13 protein-coding genes are annotated in these 20,944 nt (G+C 41.0%); 4 read left to right on the top strand and 9 right to left on the bottom strand.

Translation table 11 applies throughout. From position 1 onward, the window contains the following. The first annotated feature begins 2 nt into the window (after positions 1 to 2). Positions 3 to 1,781: a sodium:solute symporter family protein gene (locus tag NU887_RS14390; protein ID WP_258424081.1), complete on the top strand. Its 1,779-nt coding sequence runs from the start codon at positions 3 to 5 to the stop codon at positions 1,779 to 1,781. Positions 1,782 to 1,830: 49 nt separating this feature from the next. Here NU887_RS14390 and gldD read toward each other — a convergent pair whose 3' ends face one another. Next, positions 1,831 to 2,406, bottom strand: coding sequence for a gliding motility lipoprotein GldD (gene gldD / locus NU887_RS14385; protein ID WP_476727040.1), 576 nt, complete (start codon positions 2,404 to 2,406; stop codon positions 1,831 to 1,833). A gap of 81 nt (positions 2,407 to 2,487) precedes the next feature. On the opposite strand from gldD, the gene NU887_RS14380 reads away from it, so the two are divergent. Continuing rightward, positions 2,488 to 3,018 (top strand): DinB family protein, encoded by a 531-nt coding sequence (locus NU887_RS14380; protein ID WP_258424079.1) that lies wholly within the window; start codon positions 2,488 to 2,490, stop codon positions 3,016 to 3,018. A 93-nt stretch (positions 3,019 to 3,111) separates the two neighbouring features. Here the strand turns inward: NU887_RS14380 and NU887_RS14375 are convergent, their stop codons facing one another. The 7 genes from NU887_RS14375 to NU887_RS14345 all read right to left on the bottom strand — a co-directional run bounded on the left by NU887_RS14375 (position 3,112) and on the right by NU887_RS14345 (position 15,828). Then, positions 3,112 to 3,714, bottom strand: a complete 603-nt coding sequence (locus NU887_RS14375; RefSeq protein ID WP_258424078.1) for a nitroreductase family protein — start codon at positions 3,712 to 3,714, stop codon at positions 3,112 to 3,114. 104 nt (positions 3,715 to 3,818) lie between these two features. Beyond that, entirely contained in the window at positions 3,819 to 4,400 is a 582-nt protein-coding gene (locus tag NU887_RS14370) for an O-methyltransferase (RefSeq protein ID WP_258424077.1), read from the bottom strand. Between the two features lie 26 nt (positions 4,401 to 4,426). After that, positions 4,427 to 5,926 (bottom strand): S10 family peptidase, encoded by a 1,500-nt coding sequence (locus NU887_RS14365; RefSeq protein ID WP_258424076.1) that lies wholly within the window; start codon positions 5,924 to 5,926, stop codon positions 4,427 to 4,429. A 103-nt stretch (positions 5,927 to 6,029) separates the two neighbouring features. After that, complete coding sequence (locus tag NU887_RS14360) at positions 6,030 to 11,978, bottom strand: carboxypeptidase-like regulatory domain-containing protein (protein WP_258424075.1); 5,949 nt, start codon at positions 11,976 to 11,978, stop codon at positions 6,030 to 6,032. Between the two features lie 166 nt (positions 11,979 to 12,144). Next, positions 12,145 to 13,608 carry an aldo/keto reductase gene (locus NU887_RS14355; RefSeq protein ID WP_258424074.1) on the bottom strand — a complete coding sequence of 488 codons (1,464 nt, stop codon included), beginning with the start codon at positions 13,606 to 13,608 and terminating at the stop codon, positions 12,145 to 12,147. Between the two features lies 1 nt (position 13,609). Next, positions 13,610 to 15,082 carry an APC family permease gene (locus NU887_RS14350; protein ID WP_258424073.1) on the bottom strand — a complete coding sequence of 491 codons (1,473 nt, stop codon included), beginning with the start codon at positions 15,080 to 15,082 and terminating at the stop codon, positions 13,610 to 13,612. 62 nt (positions 15,083 to 15,144) lie between these two features. Continuing rightward, on the bottom strand, positions 15,145 to 15,828 hold the full coding sequence (locus tag NU887_RS14345) for a hypothetical protein (protein ID WP_258424072.1): 684 nt from the start codon (positions 15,826 to 15,828) through the stop codon (positions 15,145 to 15,147). A 206-nt stretch (positions 15,829 to 16,034) separates the two neighbouring features. Here NU887_RS14345 and NU887_RS14340 point away from each other — a divergent pair, with 206 nt between their 5' ends. Both NU887_RS14340 and purU read left to right on the top strand, forming a co-directional pair. After that, positions 16,035 to 18,968 carry a DEAD/DEAH box helicase gene (locus NU887_RS14340; RefSeq protein WP_258424071.1) on the top strand — a complete coding sequence of 978 codons (2,934 nt, stop codon included), beginning with the start codon at positions 16,035 to 16,037 and terminating at the stop codon, positions 18,966 to 18,968. 23 nt (positions 18,969 to 18,991) lie between these two features. After that, positions 18,992 to 19,846 (top strand): formyltetrahydrofolate deformylase, encoded by an 855-nt coding sequence (gene purU, locus NU887_RS14335; protein ID WP_258424070.1) that lies wholly within the window; start codon positions 18,992 to 18,994, stop codon positions 19,844 to 19,846. Between the two features lie 40 nt (positions 19,847 to 19,886). Here purU and arsB read toward each other — a convergent pair whose 3' ends face one another. Then, positions 19,887 to 20,915: an ACR3 family arsenite efflux transporter gene (gene arsB, locus NU887_RS14330; RefSeq protein WP_258424069.1), complete on the bottom strand. Its 1,029-nt coding sequence runs from the start codon at positions 20,913 to 20,915 to the stop codon at positions 19,887 to 19,889. Positions 20,916 to 20,944: the final 29 nt, after the last annotated feature.

Raw genomic sequence — 20,944 nt, 5'->3', positions numbered from 1 at the left:
TTATGAATATATCCTTCATTGACTGGGCTATCATTGCGGCCTTTTTTATCATCTCTATGTTGATAGGTGTATTTGCCTCAAGGACAGCCGGTGCATCCGCAAAGGAATTTTTCCTTTCGGGAAGAAATATGCCTTGGTGGCTTCTAGGCGTATCGATGGTAGCCACAACCTTCTCAGCAGACACACCCAATCTGGTGACTGACATTGTAAGAAAACAAGGGGTTTCAGGCAACTGGGTTTGGTGGGCATTCTTACTGACAGGGATGCTAACGGTCTTTGTATATGCCAAACTTTGGAGACGGTCTGAGCTCACGACAGACCTCGAATTTTATGAAATGCGGTATAGTGGCAAGCCTGCAGCTTTTTTAAGGGCTTTCCGAGCTTTGTATTTGGGTGTCTTCTTCAATGTGGTCATCATGGCTACGGTTTCATTAGCTGCGATCAAAATCGGCGGTGTGATGTTGGGATTAAGTCCAATCGAGACTTTGCTTCTCGCTTCAGTAGTGACAGTCATTTATAGTTCTTTAGGTGGATTGAAAGGTGTCTTGCTTACTGATTTCTTTCAGTTTTTTATTGCCATGGCAGGATCTATCGGGGCAGCGTTTTACATTTTGGATATGCCCGAAATCGGTTCTTTGAATAATTTGCTCACTCATCCAAATGTATCTGAAAAACTTAATTTCCTACCGGATTTCAATGACTGGAACCTCATTATTCCATTGCTGATCATGCCACTCGCCATTCAGTGGTGGGCTACATGGTACCCTGGGGCAGAACCCGGTGGTGGTGGCTATATCGCCCAAAGGATGCTTTCCGCAAAGGATGAAAAGAATGCTATCGGCGCAACATTGTTTTTCAATATTGCCCACTATGCCATGAGGCCTTGGCCGTGGATTATTGTTGCACTTGCATCACTGATTATTTTCCCCCAGATTACTGATTTGGGTGTGGCTTTTCCAAATATTCCTGCTGACAAATTGGGGGATGACTTGGCTTATTCAGCCATGTTGACTTTCCTGCCGACAGGATTGATAGGAATTGTCCTGGCATCTTTGATTGCTGCAGTGATGTCCACACTTTCGACACACCTCAATTGGGGATCTTCTTATGTTGTGAATGATTTTTATCTCAGGTTTTTGAAACCAACAGCTACTGACAAAGAACTTGTGATGGTTGGAAGGATTTCTACCGTACTGTTGATGGTTTTTGCAGCAGTCCTTGCTTTGGCACTTTCCAATGCTTTGGAAGCATTCAATATCTTGCTTCAGATCGGGGCAGGGACAGGATTGATTTTTATTCTTCGTTGGTTTTGGTGGAGGATCAATGCCTATACAGAAATTTTTGCGATGTTGATTTCATTTATTGTGGCAATATTCTTTGAGGTGATCAATCCAAAAGTGGGATGGATTTTGATCCCTGAAAACCAAGCTTACCTCAAATTACTTTATGGGGTGGGAATTACTACCGTAGGTTGGGTCTTGGTCACTTTATTTACCAAACCTGAAAATGATGAAATCTTACTATCCTTTTACCGAAAAGTCCGACCTGCTTCTTTTGGATGGAAAAAATTATTGGACAGGTATCCCAATGAAAAGCAGGAACAGGGACAATTGCCTATGGAAATAGGATTGATGCTTGTTGGTTCCATCATGGTTTATTCAGCTTTGTTTGCCGTGGGATTCTGGATATACGGAAATGCCGTACCTGCAAGTATAGCGACTATTGTTGCTATCATAGGAGGAGCCGTTATTATCAAAAGCTGGAAAAAACTTACTTTCTAACCCGCTTCTTTAAACATTAAATAGCCATCCAGTTAAAAATTGGATGGCTTTATTTTTTGAATTCAAGTGTATTGATCAAATGGATCATGTCCACTTTGATGTATTCAATGGCAGGAGCAAGTGAATCATTTTTCATAGCCGTATTGAAATACAAAGCTCCCCTCAAAAAATTCCTGGTCGAATCGGTTACAAAAAACTGGAATTGTGTAGGGACTTCTCCAGAAAGTTCGGCTACAACACCGGTATATCCTTTTGGTGTCAGCATCATGGATTCTTCAATACCATATGCTTTGATCTGATGCTTTGCGGTGAGGTTGATGGCATCATTAACCACAGTTTTGATGTCTTTTCCATCAGTATCCAAGGCCAAATATGTCAAGTGGACTTTTCCTCCCAAAGATTCATAATTCAGGTTGATCCAGGATTTTTCGGCTAGGTTAAAAGAATCCGGCTCCACATTGGCGTGCACAGAATGCTCAAACGAATAGGGTACATCATTTTTCAAAGCAATAAATTCCCTTTCAGGAAGGTCCAAACGGTTATACCCTTTGGGTTTTGGAAGGTAATCCGAACTACAACTGAGAAGTATAAAAAGTAAAATCAACGGTATATAATTCCTTTTCATCATGGCTCAAATTTATCAAAATGGTTTGATTTGAGTGGTGGATAACGGATATTTATAGAAAAACATCAAAATCCAATTTTTATGAAAGCCAAAAAACTAATTTCAAAAATCGCAATGGTCGTATTTGCATTGGTATGTACTACAGCTATTGCCAACGCACAGACTACAATTTCAGAATTTGTAGCCAAATGGGACAATAGTAAGCAGTATACGCTTGAAGTTGTGGACAAAATGCCTGATAATCTTTTAGATTATAAGCCTGATGCCGGAGCTATGAGTTTCAACGAGCAGATTACCCATCTTTCTGGAGTAATGGTAATGATTGGTTCAAGGTTTTTAAAGGGTGAAGCTCCGAGTTTTGCAGCTGATGCCAAACCAGCCACAAAAGCAGAATTGAAAGCTTTTGTCGAAAACTGTTATGCTTATGCCAAAACGACTGTAGGTAAACTCAGTGAGGCAGAATTGGCTGAAGTAGTCGAAATATTTGGGGGAACCGGATCAAGACGTCAGGTGATTGGCTTGATGGATGATCACACTACGCATCACCGTGGTGCTGCTATTTCCTACATCCGCGCCAATGGAATCGAGCCTCCACAATATAGAGGCATGTAATCAGTTTAAAGTGAAATTAGGAAAAAGGTAAAAGGTAAGAGGTTTTCGATTATGACTTCTTACTTTTTACCTTTTACTTTTTACTCTCTTTATTTACCTTACCCAATCAGTTTTTTCAGCAGCAGGCTTTCTTTTTCCGACTGGCCAATTTTCAGTTGCAGGTTTTGCGATATAGAAAAATCCCATCAGCATGTCCTCTTCTTCCAAGCCAAACCAAGGCTTCGCTTCAGGCCAAAATGTAGGCCCTCCCGTCCCCCAAAACGCTGCCAAACCATGGGCAGAGGCCGAAAGGTACATGTTTTGGACAGCCATGGCTACAGCTGCTATTTCTTCCATCACAGGAAGACCTGCTTTGGGATCATGTTTCATTTTTATGGCGATGATATGAGATGCTTTTAAAGGATTTTCTTTGAACCTCATATAGGCAGCTTCGTTGAAAGTCCCGTTTTTGGTTGTTCTTTCTTTGTACAACTCAGATTGGTAATCAGCAAACTTCTGTCTTCCATCTCCTGCAAATACGATGAAACTCCATGGTTCTGTCAATTTGTGTGAAGGCGCCCAAGTGGCATTTTCCAGTATTTCCTCGATGACGGCGTCATCTACAGGATCATTTTCTTTGAATTGGGCAAAAAACATGGACCTACGTCCACGGATGATTTTATTGACTTCGGTGATATTGAAATCCGGCTTTTCCATAAAGGTTATTTTTGATTGAAACTGTCAGGTGTGTAAATGCGAAAAAAAGAGAAATGGTTTCGTATGTAAATAAAAAAACAGGAAAGTTGGGTAATTTCTCTCCTTCACTTAATTTTCACACCGATGATAATTCCTGTCGCCCAATCCAATTTCGTCAGCTTCAAGTCTGTTCTTTGGTCAAGCTTTTTGACAAATTCGATGGCTTTTTCGGCATGGCCTTCAGGCCAGTTGGATTGGGGAAGCATGTCATCCACGATATATAAGCCTCCAGGATTTAGCATGTCAAGTACTTCTTCCAATAGTAGGTATTTTCCGTGCCAGGTATCAGCAAAAATGTAATCAAAGCGCTTATTTATATTTTTAAGAATCCAATCTTCCCCATCGGAAAGGACAAGTGACAAACGGGAGTCTTTTCCCAAATGTGTTTTGGCAATATTCAAAACCGATTTATCATTGTCGATTGAAATCAAAGTGCTGCTTTTATCCATTCCGTTTAAGATCCATGAAGTGGAAAGCCCGGTTCCGGTTCCCAATTCCAAAAATCTACCCGAAGGCTTGGACGCAGCCAAGGTCCTCAACAGCGAACAGGTAAGCATGTCTGATGGCATTGTGAAACCAAGTACTTTGGTGGCTTCATCTATGGCAAAATAAGACTCGGGAATGTTTTGAATATCTTGATCGTTCATCAAAGTAGTGTTTGTGTATTCCTTTATTATTTCTGGATAAATCCCCTGATATCTTTCACCAATTTTTCAAAATCCGGTCGGTGGTTGTACATCATGTGTCCTCCTTCGAAATAAAACATCTGCACCCTTTCCATCGGGATATCATGTCGTGCAAAGGTGTATTCTGCATCCAAAAATGGCGTGATCAGGTCATAATACCCATTGGCCACCATGACTTTCAGGTCTTTGTTGCGGCGCATGGATTCGCCTAGGCTTCGTGCTACGTTGACATAAGAAGGTTCCCAATAAGAACCCTCAGGAACAGGCCTCCAATTCCATTTGCCACCAATACTGCCGTTGGAGGTCAGGTAAGGACGGTCCACTTTGACTTTCAGTGTTTTGGCGAAATACTCGTGCAGGGCAGCAGTATAAGCCGCATCAATGCCATAGCTCGAAGGATCGCCCAAGGTCGGTGAAGCTGCAGTTTGGTCGCCTTCTTCCCCAAGATATCTGCCATCTAAAGTCCCTATGGTTTTCCCATCTTTTCTAAGCAATTCCTTCTTAAATCTACCTGTGAGGATTCTGTTGTCAGATAGAAGAATATATTCTTTTTTCAGTCCCAAAAAATAGGATAGTCTTTGAGCAATTTTTTCTTTTTCCTCGAATGTAGATTGGTTGCCTTTGTACAATGCTGGCAAATATTCATTATAGCCAAATGCCCGTGCTTCCGCTACAAAATCTTCCAGTTTTTTCCCCTGACCGGCTTTGCCATGGTACCAAGCAGTGGCGGCCATGGTGGGAAAATAGGTGAAATAGGATGCGATATTGTCATGCATTGAAGTCGAACCCTGATAATCCAATGCCTGGGATATCAAGATCAGGCCATTCAAAGCCACGGCCTGCCCTCCACCTTCCAATGCCGCAGTGACAGCGGCGGCCCTTGTCGTTCCATAGCTTTCACCTGCGATATATTTTGGAGACTGCCACCTCTCATGTTTGGTAATCCAAAGGCGGATGAATTGGGCGATTGATTTGGCATCTTCTGTCAAACCCCAAAAATCTTCTGCCTTACCTTTGCCGATTACCTTGCTGTAGCCTGTCCCCACTGGATCGATGAATACCAAGTCTGTAATGTCCAACAAAGCCAATTCATTATTGACGAGGTCAAATGGGGCGGCCCCATCATCTGCTTTGGCATCAGAATCCACCTTGACTATTTTGGGACCAAAGACTCCCATATGGAGCCAAATCGACGCGGAACCCGGACCTCCGTTGAAAATAAAGGTGACGGGCCGCATGCCGGAATCGGTTTCGGGTTTGATATAGGAAGTGGACCAAAGTGCCGCAACAGGTTCACCTTCACTGTTTTTGAGAAATGTTTCCCCAGAGATGGCCTTGTAGCTGATAGCTTTCCCATGAAAAGTCCCTTGATGGGAAGTCTCAAAAACCAATGGATCGGGAATTGGAGCAGTTTTTTCAGTTTCTTGGGAAAATACACGGACTGAGTTGAAAAGAACGAAAAGAACGGAAAAGCATAATTTCTTCATGATATCATATTTTGATATGGGGTATAAGTTACAAGGTTTTTAATAAAGGCCGGAAAAAAGAACATGACTCAGAACAATCTATTCCCATTTCTTCGGATTCGAATTAATCTTCTATCCTTACTTTCTTTAGACCTTCATTGGCATTGATAGTAGGAAAGTACATCATTTCTATTTTGGCTGGGTTGAGGGTGTACGTTCCGGTAAATCTAGGTTCTAAGGATATTCTGAAGGTATGGTTCCCTTTTGGCAAATTTTCGCAGAAAATTGCTGTTTCCTCCAAGAAGTATTCCCGGTGGGTCTCCCAATTGCTGCGGTTGGATTTATTGCCATAGCTACAACCGCCGGGGATAGGCGCGTTGATCATTACAAAAGAAGCATCTTCTTTTACCGTGATCTCCACCATCAATGCCACTTCAGTGCCTGCTTTGAGCATGTTTCCATTATTTTCCTCAAATCGAGTAGTGATTTCGAAAGCTCCTTTTTTAGGTTCTGGGTTTGGATTCCAGAAATTTTCGGAATAAGAATAATATAAAGGGAGATTTCCTTTTTTATTGATTACCAAAGGCTGTGTGGCTTTGAATTCTTCGATAAATGGAAATTTGGAGATACTGACATCGATATCTCCCTCCACTATGACCGATTGGTTTCCGGCAAATTTAGATTCCTTTACCATTTCAGGAATTAACGTTTCCAAAACCCTAGACGACAGGTAGGTATTGATCCAGTTTCCTTTTTCCCTTTTCTCAAAAAGATAATTCCGGACACTTCTGATTACTGAATCTGGTGTATTTTGATTGTTTTTGAGGATTTTGTATGCCAAAAGACTTAAGGCAAGGTCCCCGTTTTGCCAATTAGATTCTTCCAAACCTGAACCAAAATATGTATTTTCTAAAATGGACTTCCGTTGGTATTTATCCAATTCATTTATTGAAATCTCCTGATTGAGCCTGGATTTAATCCACAACAGACCCAAATCATGTGAAACAGTTTCTTTTTTGGTTTTTTCCAAATCTTCCATCAGCCTCGTGAAGCCCACTTGACTTCTTAAAGAAATAAAAGCATGAATGATTTTTGATTTGGTTTCAAAATCTTTTTCCTTGTCCCAATACCGAAGTAGTACTTCTTCCAAAGCAGGTTTGGAAAATCCTGCTTCAAACCCTTTTTCTTGAGCCATCCCCAATGCCTCCACCACATGAAGGGTGATCCAAAGACTTTCCCCGGAATCATTCCACCAACCCCACATTCCATTTGACTGTTGGTTTCTTTGGAGTGATGTTATCAGTTTACGAAGGACTTTTTCTTGCTCAAATGGCTTGCTTTTCCAAAAGTCAAGGTCTCTTTGAAGCAAAAGTGCTTTGACTTTGGATGCCATTTGCTCATTGCATAAATAGCGATAGGAGTGGATAAATGCCAATTCTTCTTCATAAATCCCAGAAAGGTCTGACCAAAATGTTAATTTGGAAGCCATCGCTGAGGTATCCGTTATCAAAGTGAAAACAGTATCTGCTTCCAAGATGCCAAAATGACCTTTGGTTTGGGACATGCCCTGAGGAAAGACAGGAATTTCTCGGATTTCTCCGTCCTTGAACCCTTTCTTGGTCTGTAATTGGTATTGGATTTTGAGAGAATCTTTTGAGACCAAAGTGAGACTGTCTACCCGGATATCCGTAAGGATTCCAGTCCGCTTTGGCAAGGTTGGGTTACCGTTGATTTCAAACCCTGTTTCTACCTCCAAAGAATCTCCCATATAATTCAGTGATTTTCCGAGAATTCTTGCTGTATCATTGGTTATCAAAAATCTAGGAATAAATAATTGAGCCACCACTGGCATGTAGGACCTTATCAAACCTTGGTTTTTGCCATTTTGCTTCTTCCCGTTCATTGCAAGCACATGTGTTTGCCAAGCTGTGATATCATCGGGGAATTTGACTTTGAAACTTGCTTTTCCCTCCTCATCTGTAATCAAATCAGGTTGCCAAAATGCAACATCCGAAAAATTATTCCGGATTTTCCCGCCTCCGGCATTTTCCCAATCCAATCCCTCATCTTGAGTTTGATCATTGATTTTTTCTTCTTGGAAATATATCAGGATAGCACCATTCTTACCCTTTTCACCAAACCGTTTAAAAGCCTCTTCCTCGAGAAGACTTTCAACCTTTTTCGCTTGGGTTAAATCCAATAAATTCAATTCTCCAAGAAAAACTTTCCCATCAATCAATATCAGGGGCTTTTCTTGAAAGTTTACAGAAGACATTCCCCTTATCTGAAGATTGACTCCTTTTCCTGCATCTTGGATAGCTACTCCCGCAACTCTGCCTTGAAGCATTCCTTCCACTTCTTCAAAATCAAATTCAGCATCGACTACTGTCGTAGCATAAGATAAAGTTCTTTTGGTTTGCATCACTCCATATCCGGTCACAATTACCTCTGAAAGTGCCCTGACATCAGGTTCCATTTGAATTCTGTCAGGTATTCCTTGGCTAATCCTGAAGTTGGTAGACTTATACCCAACAAATGAAACCACCAACTCCGAATAGCCATATGGCACGACCAATTCATAATAGCCATCCAAATTAGTGCTCGCCCCATGGGCCAATCCTTCGACAATGACTGTAGCTCCGGGTAATCCAAATCCTGTTTCATCTACTATATACCCTGAAACCAAAATCCCAGGTCCAGAATATTTATTATTTTCCAAATAGGTTCTTTGGAATCCCACTAATTCTCTTTGTTCAAAAAGTAAATCTGAAGGGCTATCATTGAAAAGATTCTTTTCTATCAATTGCACGAGTTTTTGACTGAAAGCATCCTTTTTCGGAGAAATAGGAAACGGGACTTTTACGAAGTTCAATCCATCCTTCAGGACCTCGATCGAATCAATCTTGGAATAGGAAGATCCTTTAAAAAGTAAAAAGACTTCATATTTTCCGGGCTTTAAGTCGTGAAAAACCTTTGCGTTTCCCGGATAAATCCTGATGTCATTCAAATTGCTTTGATTGAAAATCAAAACGTTGATCGGAAGGCTTTCCATGGGTAATTGTTTATCAAATCCCAATTCTAATCTCCCTCTCCCTTTAGTTGTATTATTGGGGTTAATATATTGTGCTTTTTCTATCCTTAACTTTTCCAGGTGTGACTGCCAAAGTTCAAACAATTTTTCCTCAGTCATTACCTGTTCTCCTAATGGATGCGATATAGATACCCTGGAGGATTGGGTGGGTAGGATATATTCATTCAGAGATCTCATTTTGAGCAAGCCTTCCCTAAAGTCATATTCATAATAAGGTTCGTGGTGAAAGCCTGTCGTGAATCCGTTGATTAATTTGAAATCCAAAAAACCATAGACAGGACCTGCCAAATAGGTCTTTTTTGAATTTGGGCCATTACCCAAACCCAGGTTGATCACATTTTTGTCTGTCTTCAAATAAGAAAAGCCTCTGATAAAGGGGTTTCTGTAGGGAAAGATGTAATTGTAAAGGTGGTTTTTCTCCGTTTGAGAAAATTCCAGTTCAGCTTCTTCAACATTCATTTTACCCTTATAAAGGGAAGGATCAATGGAAATAATCGTCCGCTTATTGGCCTCAAAATAAACACTGTCTAAAGTTATGATCTGATCTTCCAATCGGAATTTCAGTTGTCTATACCCTGGATCAATGGGGAAAGAATAAGGTTGCTGAATAGTATTCCAATAGAAATAAACCGGAACCTTGTCTACATAAATAACCGAAACTGGCTCAAAATTCCCATTTTTAAGTATGAATGGAGAAAACTGCGTCAAGCCACTCTCAGTAGGATGTTCGAATCTATACAGTTTGGATTCTGGGTAAATAAACTGAAAATATGATATTGAATCCAAGGAAGCCATTATCTTCCATGCAGGGTAGTTTAGAGGTATCTCAATCAGGTCAGGCTTAGTGTTGGTAATGGTGAAGTTGTTGATCAGTTTTTTTCCTTTGGGACTTTTTCCAAGTGAAGGCAAGGAAGGTGCTTCGAAATTGAATTTTTTGGTCAATCCAAAAGCTGTAAGGTCTACCCCTTCCACAGGGCGGTTTTTATAATCTTTTACTTCTATCTGGATATCAGTTTCCTCGCCTGGATAAATTAATACAGGCTCTTGAGAATTTATTTGCAGCCTGTATTTCTGCAAAGGAATTTGATAGGTTTGGTATTGTATTTCTCCTGCCCATAGGTAATTCAGTGACAGAAAGTAATTCTTTTCGCCCTTGTTTCGGATTCGAACTGCTTGACTTGGTTGTTGACCTGATTGAACCAAATTATTGCCATAGTATAAAAAGTATGTGACAGGAACTTTGCGGGGGTTTTGTATGGCAAAGGTTACCTCTTCAGGGTTGCGGGAAGTTACCACAGAGACTTTTGCGCTTTCCTCTGCAACTGAAAACACCTGATCTTTACCTGAATATTCAACAATATATTCTGAAATTAATGGGTTGAAAGGAATTCTAAATGGGGGTAATATGCTTTCCACCAATTCTTTGTTTCCGAAATAATCTCTTCCAAAGAGAAAGATTTTTTCAGTTGATTCTTTCGGATTATTGTATTTGACAGATAGCGAATCATTTTCCAACATCATGGAAAATGGTTCGGCAAAAGCCTTGAAAAACCCTGAAATATTTTCCTCCAAGCGTTCATTTTCAGCATTTAATAATACTGTCTTGATAGCATAGTCCAAATCTACCATAGGGAAAATGGAATCGGGAATAGCTATCTCTGTTGGGCCATTAGTCAAGAGTTCCCTTTCAAGAAACTGTAATGTATCAGGTAAAAAGACAATGCTGTCGTGAAAGATTTTGGGATGGTGGGGGAAAACCCAAATTTGTACCCTTCCATCTTTAATCCTTAGTCCATTTTCGTCTTTTGCAGATAGCGTTAAAATTTGCTCCTTTCCCCTGACATGTATGTCTGAGGATAAGCTGATTTCCAAACTGTTCCGCTTTAATTCATATTCTTCTATCTCTAAATTTCTTGACATCAATTCATCCTTATTTTTGTCAAGCAGGCGAATTTGTGCATACTGGTCCAGCTTGAGTTTAAGGGAATCATGAAGGTGTAAACTGTACGAAAAAGCTCCTTCCCGAAACGGTTGAACCGTTGTGGAATATTTTTTTTCTGAACCCTGATACAGCTCTAACTCTACTTCATTGGTATATGGTTTGCCTCTTTTGTTGACCAAATAGCTCTTCATATTTAAGGTATCCAACGGTTTGTATTTAGGCTTGTCAAAAACCATATAGCCTTTCACATGTGATTCATATGAACTGTAATCTCTCCAATCGCAATGGTAATCATCAAAAATACAAGCAGTGCTATGGTAAGCTCTTTGGAAAAAATCGGAAATCTTATAAATGGAACCCTGGACGTAACCGGTTTTTATCGACTTATATCCGTCTACCGGAATCAAAAGAACAAACCTTACCGGTATCCAGACATACCGGATTGGGGTGCCGTAGAGGATATTGTTTTTGGTGATTTTGAATGTTGAATTATTCAGTTTTTTTTCCAAAAAAAAGAAACTCGTTTTTCCTGCATATGTAACTTTAACTACCCCGCTTTTATTGGATTTTTTGTCTTGGTAAGATTCGGTTTTGGGATCAAAGGTTAGTTTTTTCCCGTCAGCACTTACTTCGGCCTTTTTGATGATTTTTTCGTCCGGCCCATAAACTTGGATGTTTAGATCCCTATCGTTTTTGATAATAAAAATTCTTACAGGTTGTATTGACGTAATTTCAATCCTTTGTCTGTTTTTCAAAGCAAAAGTTTTCAAATAATGACCATCAGGTAAATCACCTTGATATTCTTCACTCATAGGAAATGAATCAATCAAAGTATGAAAAAATGATTCCTTGATTCCTTTTTCGCCGGAGGTGTAAATAACTTCGGCTTCAAGGTCAGTTATTTTGTATATGTATGAAAAATGGCTTGTCTGTTTGCTGTTTAGCAAATTTTGGCCAAAGCTTAGCTTTGGCACAAGAAAAATTATGAAAGCAATCTGAAACAGGGAAGCTATATGGAGGAGAAGGTAAATTTTTTTCATAGGCAAGTCCCAATACCGGCGAATTCGACCTTTTCAAATGAAGCCTGAACTGAAAACTAATCTACGTAATTTTTAACTAAGAAAAGTTAGGGTCCCGAAAAAATGGCAATTTTAGAAAACACCGATCTTTAAACCAACCTTGAAACTTTAAAAACTTTTTAACCTTCTAACTACCAACTTCCGCCTCTGCCTCTATCTCTACCAAATACCCCTCTCCTACCAATTTTGCTTCCACCAAAGTATTGGCGGGTTGGATGTCTGCAAACCGTTGTCCATGAGCCCGTGCTACAGGTTCCCAATCATTGATATTGTTGACAAAAATTCTGGTGCGGATCACATCTTCCATTTTTCCACCAAGTGAAGTGATTGCCGCTTCGATTTTATCAAGGACAAAATGTGCCTGTGCCCCAGCGTCTTTTCCCCCGATCATCCGATGACCATGGGTTGCGGTGGTTCCGGAGACAGAGATCCTGTTTCCCCTTCTTGTAGCACGGCTGTAACCGGCCATTCCTTCCCAAACTGTCCCGCTGAATACCTGTAAACTTCCATTTGCTCCTTCTTTAACTTCAAAAGGTTTTGGAAAAGAATCAAGATGGTGGCTGAGGTCGCCTGAAGCGGTAAGAAATGGTGGTTTCCTATACTCGTCTCCACAGTCTCCGGGAATCGGAGTCAATATCGATTGTGCCTCTTGAATAGTGGCTTTGTCTTTTTCTGATAGCGAAAAGGAAAATAGTTTCATCGTTTCTTCTATATGGGCGCTTTGTCCCAATCTGGCACCGATGATGACTCCACCTACCTGAGGCTGCTCAAGGATGAATTTGGTGGCCACATTGGCAATGGAAACTTGGTGTTTTTCAGCTATTCCTGCAACGGTCTCTAAAAGATGTTGGAATTTTGCCCAACCTCCTGCCGCATCAATGAATCTTTTGTATTTCATCTGGGACCAAGTCGCTTCATTTTCCAAAAGCGGTTCCGTTTTTCCCAACCATTTTTCAGATAGGAATCCACCTGCCAAGGTCCCGAAAGCAAGGATTTTTATGCCATATTCCTGACAGACTTTTGTCATTTCACCTGAAGCCCTTTGGTCGATGAGTGAATGACAAATCTGATTGGATACTATCGGAATCCCCGATGCGCATGCAATCCGCAAATGGACCGAATCAAAATTGGTCAGCCCGATATGCTTGATCAATCCTTCTTCCTTCAATTCTTTCAGCCAAAACAATTGGTCCAGCCAAGCCGGGTCTGTGTAACTCCAGGCATGGAACTGCATCAGATCAACCTGTTTTGTCTGAAGTCGGTCAAGGGAAATCTGGATCGCGGCTCTTGTTTCTTCGAGGCTTGATTTGCCGGGTTTGGGAACCCACTTGGTCAAAAGCGTAGCTTTTTTGCCGATGGGGTGAGTGTTTTTGAAAGTTCCCGCGATGATTTCTGCCGAACCATAATGGTCCGCCATGTCAAAGGTAGTCAGCCCCGCTTCCACATATGGCGCCATGGTAAGTGAAGTGGCATTCGGATCAAGGATATTGCCATCCTTTTCCATGTCGGCGATCTGCCAAAGTCCGGTCAATACTTTTGAAATAGTAAAATCAGGAGCCAATTCGGTATATAAATCATTCGTCTTTTTCATGTCAGGGCAATTTTTCAAATAGAGAGTTGGTGTCTATTCCTTTGGATTTCAATTGGTTCAGTTTAAAATAAAAGACCAAAGAGGCAAGGCCCATTACAATCATCCATATCGGAGTAGAATGGAAATACCAAGCTTCTGCGCTGCTTTTAATGTCTTTCCAAGTGTGGATTGCGAGAAAAAAGGTCAAAACCAATGTCCCTGTCCAACCCAATGCTATCCTGATTTTTTTGTTCTTTATGATTTTGATATCCGAAGCCAATGTGGGATTTACTTTGTCAATAGTCAATAAAGTCACACACATCAAGAGAAAATTCACCATCATGGAGGTCACCATGATATCAATGCCCAAAAAGAAATCGCCCGCAAAATGGCTTCCCAAGATCCCTATGCTTGCCATGACCCCGCTTAGTATTATTGCCGCATACGGCGTGTGGAACCGCGGGTGGATTTTAGTGAAATATTTGGGAAAGATACCATCCTCTGCCCAGGCAAACATCAGCCTCGAAACTGAAAGCAGCATAGCGGGAAGGTCATTGATCAAAGCAATCGCTGCTCCGGCGACAATCACTACTGTCAAACCTGATGGAAGCAAATAACCCATCAATCCAGGAGCTGTGATGTCTTTTTGGGAAGCTTCTTCAGCTACAAAAGACCAAGGTACAGCATGATAGACAGCGCTGGTGAAAAGCATATAGTAACCGCCTACTATCAGGATGGTCAATGCTATTGCCAAGGGGAGTCTTTTGGTGGGATTCTTGGCCTCTCCTCCCGCCTGTGCAATGCTGTCAAATCCAATAAAACTTGCAAACAACAAAGCCCCTGCTGAAAGGAAAGTAGGCAAGTGGAAGTCTGCTCCAAATGAAGGTGAGATATCTCTTCCTTCTTTTTCCAATATTGATTGTGCAAAATCTATTTGTGTGAATGAAAATCCGGCTACGATTACTACTCCTCCCATCACAAACATCAAGACCATCAGTGGAATAACCGTCTTTTCATAAAGACTTGCACCTCGGATATTGACATAAACAAAAAGCCATACCAAAACCAAAGCTAAGGTCACCCTGATAAGCCCGGTTTCCAATAGTGCTGCCAATGAAGTCCATTCCAATGCTGTAGCAATATCCCTCAAGAAAGGAACTGTCACATAAGCCACCACTCCGATGACGATAGAGAGTCCAAACCATTGGGAAAAGCTCGCCACAAAACCCAAATAAGGATTAAGTCCACGGCTCGCATAGACATAACTTCCGCCGGCCCTGGGCATGGCTGTAGCGAGAATACTATAGGCAAATGCAGCCAATAGTGCAGGAATTGCTGCGAATATAAATGCAGGTAATACATAAGGCCCGATTCCCGGAACGTGCCGCTGGATCATAAAAGGTACAACATTGATCGACGCGCCAAGCATGGAACAGACTCCGGTAGCCACTAGTCCCATCAACCCAAGCTGCCTGGTAAGCGTTGGCTTTGTCATAATAAAATAATTTGAGAGTTACCCATCGGACCAAATTTCAATTTATTTCCCGTATTTCAAAATCAGGAATTTTGGGTGGGCATTTGCGGTTTTAATTGCTTTGAGGTGACTTTGAATTTTTTTGTAAAGTAGATAATCAATGGCACAAAAATCACAGTGGGCAATAACCAGGCAATAACGATCTGGTCTGTTTGCCAGTTTTGGACTAAAAATGCTGTCACTGTCGCGATGAATGCCCCCATCATCCGGCTGATATGCCTATTAAGAAACCATCCTTTGGGATAAGTAGAATGCTTCTTAGCATGGAAAAGATCAGTGGTCAGCATGGAGATCAGGATAGCACTGAAAACAAAAAACACAATCAAAATTCCACCGGTATTTTTCCAATCAAGTTGAATAATGTATCCTGAGGGAATCAATACAGTGAGAAATCCAACTCCAATAAAAATATAATCCCAAAATCCGAACTTCAGTTTGGGGTTTCTCCTAAACTGTAAAAATCGATAACCGGTCAAGGTCATATAGGTACTGAATCCACCGACCATCAGGAGAAAAAGGTTTCCTTTTGGGATGGCTATACCAAAGGCAGTTATGCCTATTCCAATCATCGACCAATAATAGATTTTTCCAGCCGAATTGTGGCCCTTTCCTCCTTTTTTAAAAATTATGGCCAAGACTCCTGACAACAAAGCAATTGAACCAAAAAACACATGACTCAGGGTAAAAATTTCAAGGTACTGTTTCATTTGGGTTTTTTACTTTTTGGAAAATACTAAAGTTGAGAGCTAATATTTTAACTATTAATCAGATATCCAAACTGTGCAAATTTGAATGCCCAAATCTTAATCCCATTTATTTTTATACTGAAAATTATTCTGTATTTTTCGGGCTAGTTTTATTGCAAAAAACTGTCTTGGTTGACGGATTTGTTCCGTTGATTGATTTTAAAGCTATGAAAGTATCCCCAGAAAAACCGTTTCAAATTATATATTCCTTATTCAGTCATGAATTCCTTGGACTGCTGTTCGAGTCATTTGTGGTTCAATTGGATGAAAAGGGGAGGCTTTCATTTGCGCATCAGAATATTTCTCATGTTAACGCACCAGAGTTCTCTTCTGGCCTTGACGAGACGGACTTTAAGTTGATAAAGTGGATGGATGACATGCAGCAGGAAGCTATTGTCAAAAAATTCGACACCAAGAAACTTAAACCAAAAGAATACCTTAGGAAGATCTACGATCCCAAGACGGAAAACAAGGTAGTCCAGGAATTGATCGAACACAAACTTGAAAGTTTGAGGGCCAAAGTTCTGGAAAATCTGAAAGGGAAGCGTTTTTTTGAGATGGGCAATGATGGTAATCCGATCTGGAGAGAAATCAATATTATGCCTGAGAAAGCAGCGGTACTTTTTCATTTTAGAAGGAATGAGGACAATACACATTATTTTCCCACCATCAAATACAGAGATGCTCCACTTGAATGGCAATACCGAAATGCTTATCTGATCTGTCACGAACCTGCCTGGTTGGTGGTCGATTACAATTTATACAGTTTTAAAAAAGGGGTGGACGGCAAAAAACTTCAACCCTTTCTCAACAAAAAGTTCATTGTAATCCCGAGGAAGGTTGAAGATCAGTATTACAAAAAGTTCGTGACCCAACTTGTCGCTTCCTTTGATGTCTATGCAAAAGGATTTGATATCAAAGTCGAAAGGTCTTTGCCAAGACCGGTATTGAGTTTGAGTGACTTGCCTTCGAGTCCAAAAACCGATCTTTTTGGAAATAAATTGGAAGAAGAAGAGGAAGATAAAATAGTTTTTGATTTGCAATTCCAATATGGGGATTATGCGTTCAGATCTGAAGAAAAAGCATCCAATAATGTAGAGTTGGAACAAATTGGAGACAATTATATTTTTCACAAAGTAATTAGAGACCTAGACAAGGAAAAATCCTACGGGGATTACCTCAAAGACCTTGGTCTGCCTGTCAAGCATGCCCGGTATTCGATTTGTAAATCCAAGGCATTTGGGTGGATCAATGCTTATAAAGACAACTTGGAGGAGATGGGAATCCGTATCCAACAAGCGCCCACCCAAAAAGGGAAAAGGTATTTTATCGGGCATGCCAATATTTCTGTAGAAGTCAAAGAAAACATTGATTGGTTTGACGTGCATGCGGTGATTAGATTTGGTTCATTTGAGATCCCATTCAATAAGATCAGAAGACTTTTGCTTCAGGGAAAGACTGAATTTGAATTACCTAACGGAGAGATCGCGGTCATTCCCAATTCATGGTTTGTCAATTATTCGGAGATGTTTGCTTTCATGGAGGAGCATGAGCATGATTCCTCCCAGCAATCTCTCGTACTCAAAAAACACCATATCGCCCTTGCCCAAGAGCTGCAAACAGGCAATCTATTAAAACTTAAGCTGAGTCAAAAGCTCGAAAAGCTTAGAAATTTCAATCAAATTGAGGATTATGATTTACCGCTTACTTTCAAAGGGGTATTGAGACCTTATCAGAAAGCAGGTTATAATTGGATGCGGTTTTTGAACGAATTCCGATTTGGAGGATGTCTCGCGGATGATATGGGATTGGGAAAAACTGTTCAGACTTTGGCTCTTTTGGCTCATGAAAAAGAGCAACATCCGGAAACCACTTCTTTGCTTGTCATGCCGACTTCCTTGATTTACAATTGGGAATTGGAAGCCAGAAAATTTACCCCAAAGCTGAAAATCCTCACATACACAGGCAGCCAGAGAATCAAGGACATCAGCCGTTTTGCAAAATATGACCTTGTGCTTACTTCTTATGGGATCACCCGAATGGACGTGGACTTGCTGAAAGGATTCTATTTTAATTATGTCATTTTGGACGAATCACAGGCGATCAAAAACCCTGGTAGCATTATCGCCAAGGCAGTAAATGAACTGACTTGTAGACAGAGGTTGATCTTGACAGGAACCCCCGTAGAGAATGGAACTATGGACCTTTGGTCACAGATGAATTTTATCAACAGAGGTCTTTTGGGTAATCAAAACATGTTCAAAAAACAGTTTTTATTGCCTATAGAGAAGAAGAATGACCAGGACAAAGCAGCCAAACTGCATGCGATGATCAAGCCTTTTATCCTGCGAAGGTTAAAAAGTCAGGTAGCCACTGACTTGCCGGAGAAAGTGATCAACGTCAAATATTCCACTATGACACCTGAGCAGGAAAAGGCATATGAAGAAGTGAAAGGGTATTATAGAGAAAAGATTGTCAAGGAAATGTCAATTCCCGGTATGAAAAACCAGCAGTTTGCTTTGTTAAGGGGATTGACACAGCTGAGGCAGTTGGCCAATCATCCAAGGTTGACCGATAAAGACTATACAGGTGATTCCGGCAAAATGGAAGATGTGACCCACATGATCGAATCTACGGTCAGTGAAGGACATAAAGTGCTTGTTTTTAGTCAATTCGTCAGACATTTGGCTATTGTCAAAGAATACCTGGAAAAAGAAAATATCAAATACGCTTACCTTGATGGTACCACCAAGGACCGTCAGGCCCAAGTACAGTCTTTTCAGCAAAATGATGAAGTCAAGATTTTCCTGATTTCACTCAAGGCTGGTGGCGTTGGACTGAACCTGACCAAAGCAGAATATGTCTTTTTACTCGACCCTTGGTGGAATCCTGCCGTGGAAGCCCAAGCCATAGACAGGGCACATAGGATAGGTCAGGAAAACAAAGTCATTATCTATAAATTCATCAGCCGAAATACGGTAGAGGAGAAAATTATGGCGCTGCAGGAAAGGAAAATGGCGCTCGCTGGAGAATTGATCAGCACAGAAGAAAGTTTTATGAAGAGTCTCAGCAAGGAAGATGTCGAGGCATTATTGGATTGATAAACCACACACACTCGCAAAAAATGAAAAAAGCAATTTTGATTATCCAGTGTAAAGATCAGAAAGGGATCGTTGCAAGTGTTTCCGAATTTTTATACTCCTATCAGGGAAATATCCTTGAAATTGACCAACATGTAGATCAGGAAATAGGGATGTTTTTTATGCGTGTTTCTTGGGAGTTGGACACCTTTGGGCTAAAAAGGGAAGAAATTGAACCGATTTTTGAGGCCAAAGTCGGGAAGAAATTTGACATGGAGTTTGAGCTGTTTTTCAACTTCCGAAAACCAAGAATGGCTGTTTTTGTATCCAAGCTTTCCCACTGTCTGATTGATATTTTGAGCAGGCATTATTCGGGACAATTTGATGTGGATATTCCTGTGGTGATTTCTAACCATGCGGACCACAAAAAAGTAGTAGAAGCTTTCGGTATTCCTTTCCATTATTTTGCTGTGGACAAAGCCAACAGAATGGATGTCGAAGAAAAACAACTAGAACTTTTGAATCAATACCGAACTGACTTTGTGGTCTTGGCCCGGTACATGCAGATCCTGAGCGAAGATTTTATCCGGAATTATCCCAACAAAATCATCAACATCCACCATTCATTTTTGCCGGCCTTTGTAGGTGCCAAGCCCTATCATGCCGCATACGAACGTGGAGTAAAGATCATCGGAGCCACGGCACATTATGTTACCGAGGAATTGGATGCCGGTCCGATCATCGAACAGGAAGTGGCCCGCGTGCGCCACCATAACTCCCCGGCTGACTTGGTGCAGATCGGTCAGGATGTAGAAAAAGTGGTTCTTTCAAAAGCCATCAAATACCACCTTGAAAGGAAAATATTGGCCTATAGAAACAAGACGATCATATTTTATTGATTAGTAGACCTTTTCCAAAGTTCAAAAACTTCGGAAAAGGTCAATACCTCCACTTATTTGCCAAAGCAACCAGACTCAGCATCACCGGAACTTCTACCAATACGCCAACTACTGTCACCAGTGCAGCGGGACTTTCCAAACCGAATAATGCAATAGCCACTGCTACCGCCAACTCAAAGAAATTACTTGCCCCGATCATGGCTGCCGGCGAACAGATGGCGTGCGGTAATTTGAGTTTTCTTCCGCCAAACCAGGCGATGAAAAAGATAAAATATGTCTGAATGATCAGCGGTATGGCTATCAGGACAATGATCAATGGATTATTCAGAATATTTGGCCCTTGGAAAGCAAACAACAAAACCAATGTCAAAAGCAAGGCGATGATGCTGACAGGTTTTAACTTGGGTAGAAAAACCGTCTTGAACCAATCTTCGCCATATTTTCCTACCAAGATCTTATTCGTAATTACTCCGGCTACCAATGGAATCACGACAAATATGACTACGGAAGAAACCAAAGTTTCATAAGGAATGGTCACATCGGTAATTCCCAACAGGAAACCTACCAAAGGAACAAAGGCCACCAAAATAATCAAATCATTGACTGAGACTTGTACCAAGGTATAATTGGGATCCCCATCTGTCAGGTAAGACCAGACGAAAACCATGGCGGTACAAGGGGCAGCACCCAATAATATGGCTCCGGCGATATATTCTCCGGCCAACTCAGGTTCGATAAATGCTGAGAATATCTGGTCAAAAAAGATCCAAGCGAAGAATGCCATGGTAAAAGGTTTGATCAGCCAATTGATGACAACAGTCAGAATCAACCCTTTTGGAGCTTTGCCAACCCCTTTGATGCTACTGAAGTCAATCTGTAGCATCATGGGATAGATCATCATCCATATCAGGATGGCGATGGGAATGTTGACATTGTAGATTTCCATTCGGCTCAGGTAAGCCATGCTGTCCCCGGCAAAATGTCCGATCCCCACTCCCGCCAAAATGCAGAGCCCAACCCACAAACTCAGGTATTTTTCAAAAAAGGCTATTTTCTTAGGTTCAGACATTTTTAGATTGATTTATAGTTCAGTAGGTA

Origin of the sequence: Aquiflexum gelatinilyticum (assembly GCF_024741135.1) — a bacterium.
Classification (GTDB): Bacteria; Bacteroidota; Bacteroidia; order Cytophagales; family Cyclobacteriaceae; genus Cognataquiflexum; species Cognataquiflexum gelatinilyticum.
Note: the sequence above shows the minus strand (reverse complement) of the source record. Positions and strands in the feature narration are given on the sequence as shown.